Source organism: Bradyrhizobium sp. (genome assembly GCF_035701725.1).
Taxonomy (GTDB): domain Bacteria; phylum Pseudomonadota; class Alphaproteobacteria; order Rhizobiales; family Xanthobacteraceae; genus Bradyrhizobium.
The window spans coordinates 1-3,970 of the sequence record NZ_DASSRP010000004.1 but is presented as its reverse complement, the minus strand read 5'-3'; the positions used below and the strand labels follow the sequence as shown (position 1 = coordinate 3,970).

Annotated in this window: 3 protein-coding genes; 1 reads left to right on the top strand and 2 read right to left on the bottom strand. The window is 62.0% G+C overall.

Annotated elements, in window-relative coordinates; all coding sequences use genetic code 11:
* Window positions 1–373, top strand: a 373-nt coding sequence (locus VFL62_RS00155) for an anion permease (protein WP_325170353.1), incomplete at its 5' end; no start/stop codon positions are given.
* Window positions 374–796: 423 nt separating this feature from the next.
* Here the strand turns inward: VFL62_RS00155 and VFL62_RS00150 are convergent.
* Together VFL62_RS00150 and VFL62_RS00145 are read right to left on the bottom strand one after the other, a co-directional pair.
* Window positions 797–2,311: a DUF1254 domain-containing protein gene (locus tag VFL62_RS00150; protein ID WP_325170352.1), complete on the bottom strand. Its 1,515-nt coding sequence runs from the start codon at window positions 2,309–2,311 to the stop codon at window positions 797–799.
* A gap of 72 nt (window positions 2,312–2,383) precedes the next feature.
* Window positions 2,384–3,871: a DUF1254 domain-containing protein gene (locus tag VFL62_RS00145; RefSeq protein ID WP_325170351.1), complete on the bottom strand. Its 1,488-nt coding sequence runs from the start codon at window positions 3,869–3,871 to the stop codon at window positions 2,384–2,386.
* Window positions 3,872–3,970 lie beyond the last annotated feature (99 nt).

Below are 3,970 nucleotides of genomic sequence, written 5' to 3'. Positions count from 1 at the left end.
GTTTGCGGAGTTCACAGCTGCGCATGTCGGCGGCTTCTCGCCCAGCCTGATGCTGGTGCTGCTGGTCGCGGTGTATTTCTTCTCGCACTACATGTTCGCGAGCCTCACCGCGCATACCACGGCGATGATGCCGATGATGCTGGCGGCCGGCATGGGGATCCCGGGACTGGACGCGCCCACGCTGGCGCTTGCGCTGGCGATGACCACCGGCATCATGGGCGTGATCACGCCGTATGCGACCGGGCCCGGGCTCGCCTACTACAACAGCGGCTATCTGCCGCCGGCCGACTTCTGGCGGCTGGGGACGATCTTCGGGCTGATCTTCCTGGCCGCGCTGCTGCTGATCGGCGTGCCGCTGCTGCGCCTGGGCTGAGCGGATGTTTGGAAGCGGCATCGCTGGAAACTCGAATCACGCATCCGAGCAAATATGTCATACCAGCGGCCCTATCGGATGACATGTTTCGACCCAAGGGGGTCACTCAGGCGGCTCTGCGCAGTTCCTGGAACCGACGTTCGGTGCCGACCAGCGTCGGCGACTTCGCGCCCAATCCCGGTCATCCCGCTCTGTCGGACCAGTGCTCGAAGGCGGACATGAATCACCGGAAGCTAGACGGCCAGGGCGCGCGGTTTTCTGCCGTTCCACGTCCGGATCGGGGCAACGCATTTTCAGACGTTGGGTGCAGTGCAGACTCGCGCGGACTTTCATACCGGAATTGTGCAGCGGCCAAATCTCTAATGTGATTGTGCACAGGGTATCTACATCCGCGCAGGAACGTCTTTGATTGCTACAAGCCCATCACCCAACGCGCTCGAAATCCGGAAGCTTGAAGCTTTTATTGTTGAAGGCCTCCGTCGGCCCATAAAGCCGCATTGCCGGCAGCGGTCGCTTGCCGCGTGTCGGTATCCAGTTCGACTCCATCCCCTTGGGCGCCTTGGGGCCGACATAGAGCGTGACGCCGCCATCGGTGTTCGACTTCATCTTCGGCAGATCGTAGGACGATAGTGTCGTCCGGCTCTGGTCCGTGTAGATGAAGGCATTCGTGGCACGATCGTAGACTGTGAGCGCCCAGAATTGCGTGACCGGCATCTTGGCCGGGACGTCGAGCTTGTAGAGCGCGCCGCCTTCGAGGAGCCTGCCGCCGCGGTCTGCGATTGCCATCATGTATTGGGTCGCAGGCGTGTGGCTGAGTTCCTTCGGCATATACGTGCACCAGAAATATTCCGCCGCACGTTCGATCAGATCTATGCGGTCATCGTATTCCCAGGTGAACCGGCCATTCTTGTCGGCCTGCAGCAGCGAGGCGTAATGCCGATCCGGCCAGTAGAACCTGTCGGCTGGCATGTTATTGAACCAGTCTTGGAGGAAGAACCAAGCATCCACCGCCGCCTGGTCCATCGCCCGCTTCGCGGTCGCATCTGGCGAGAACGGCTTGCCCTTCTCGATGCCGAGCGAGGTCAGCATGCCCATCATGACCTTATCGTGCTCGCGGACCGGCTCGACGCTCATGATGGCGTGCATGTCCTCGAAATGACGGCCGTCATAGAAGGGCAGCGTCGGATAGCGATCGTTGATCGGGTCGACGAAGCGCTGCGGCGGCGGGTTTGCGGCGTCGGCGAGATAGTACATCCTGAGTCGCTTCGCATAGGCGTAGGCATCGGCCGTCGACTTGCCGGGGGCCGGCACCGAACGGAAGGCCAAGGCGATCCGGTAGTTCGGCGAGGCGACGTGCAGATAGCCAGGGGGAATGTCGCCGCTGTAGCCGGGTGGCGTGAACAGAAGCTTTGCTCCCGCTCCTCTGTCGATCCCCGAGGGGCCGACATCTGCGATGGTGAACTGCCAGGCATCGACGACCTGCCCGTAGAGGCTGCCATCGGCGCCCGCCACCGGCACTTCGAGAACAGCCGGCCCCTTCTGCAGGTCAGTATAAGCCGCGATATATGGCGTCGTGCTGTTGGCCGTGATCGCTTCGAGCTTCGGCGTCGCCGTCGCCGAATAGGCGATGATGTCGTTGTCCTTCAGCCCAAGCGTCTCGAAGGCGGCGCGGCGGAAGCTGTATATCGCGATCGCCGGCATGTTCCAGAGGATCGCTTCGAAGGCCCGCTGATGCTTGATCATGTAGTCAAAATCATCGACCGAGCGTCTGGCACCCGGTTTCGGCTGACCGCCGAGTGGCTCCTCGCCTTTCGAGCCGAGTGGCGTGAACACCGCCGGCGACCTCTTCGCTTCAGCCGCTACCGCCGTGCCGATCGGCGCCAGAGCGGCCGTGGCGGCGGCAGCTAAGCGGGAAAGATCCCTTCTTAAAACGTCCATGGTTGCTCTCCGAACCGTACCAGATAAAGCCCGGACGCACATGCGCATCCAACGCGTCGTGTTTCCCTTGGCTCACTTCACCTTGACGACGTCGTCGAGCTTCCAGGTCTGGTCGTAGAACTCGGTGCCGGCGCCATAGAGGCGGAAGGCGATCAGGAAGTCGCGGCCGTTCACCGTCTGCACCCAGTTCTTGTCGCCGACGCCGGCCGGCTTCTGCGGCCCGTAGTAGAGATCGATCGAGCCGTTGTCGTTCTTTGCGACCTTGTCCATGCTGTTGATGGAGGGCAGGAGCTGAGCCGCGCTTGTCATGGTTCCGTCGGTGATGTTGTAGGCAGTCGAGGCCCAGAAGAGCGCCGCGGGCGGATTTGGCGGGATATGCAGCCGGTAGGTCTGCGAACCGTGCAGGAGGTCGCCGTCGGCGTCTCGGAAGGTGAACGGGTATTTCGAGCCGGCGCCGATCGTCCGGATCACCATCGCCGATGCCGAGGCATAGGCAACCTGGAAATAGGTTGCGCGCTGCAAGTAGTCGACATAACCGTCAAGCAGCCATTCCGACGTCACGCCGGCCCAAGCGTTCTGCCACTGCCGGTCGGCGTAATAAAGGTTGCGCTTGTCGGGCCGGCCGATCTGGCGCGAGGCGAGGATCATCGCCGGCGCCGTCTCAACCGCCTTCTTCAGCAGCGCCTGCTGCTGCTCGGTAGGCTGGAAGGGCTGGCCCTTGATGATGCCGATATTGGCGAGCAGTCCGCGCGTCATCGGGTCGAAGGCCGCGTCGGGCTCGTAGTCGACGAAGGTCTTTAGCTTGGTCCAGAAGCTATTGTCGACCGGATACATCATGTTGATGTCCTTGCCACTTCCATCGGGAAACAGCATGGGTTTGACGTCCTTCTCCATCGTCCAGAGCGGATAGACGCGCGTCGTCTCGGCGAGCGTCACGGCCGGCGCAGGGTCGGGACCGTTCTCCCCCTGCTTCATGACGGTGCGGAAGAACAGGAAGACATTGTAGGTCGGCGACTTGAAGGCGTAATAGCCCTGCGGCACCTCGCCGGTATAGTCGGGCGGCAGCAGCAGGTAGAGTCCGCCGCGGGCGCGATCGGGTCCGATGGCGCCGACATCGGTGATCGTCTTCTGAAAGAAATCGGTGAACATGCCGATGACGTCATGCGGCGCAGCGACGACGAGCGGGCCGGTTTGCTTCAGGTCCAGGTAGCTCATCGAATAGATGACGTCGGCGTTGGGCGTCGGCACCCAGGTGCGGCTGTCCATCCGCTCCTTCCAAATTGGCAGGACGTTGTAGCCACTGCCGAACGTCGCTTCCGACCCGTCCTTCATGCCGATGATATTCAGCACCGGAAGTAGCGTGATGTAGGCCTGGATCGCCTGGTTGACATAGAGGTCGTCGACCAACTGCTCGGCCTCGGCCGGTGCCAGCCAGTTGCCGTTGTTGATTTGCGTCACAAGGGGAGGTGCGGCTTGGCTCTGGGCGAAGCTTGGCGGGGCATAAATGGCTCCAAGGAGGCCTGCGATCGAGAGGCCCAACAGGTTTCGTGTAAGGCTCATTTGCTCCACTCCCTTGCCGACCAAGCTTTCTACCAAGGTCGGAGACTCGGGCACAGGCACGCGGCTGGCGGCTACAACATGGGTGAGTCGTGACTTGGC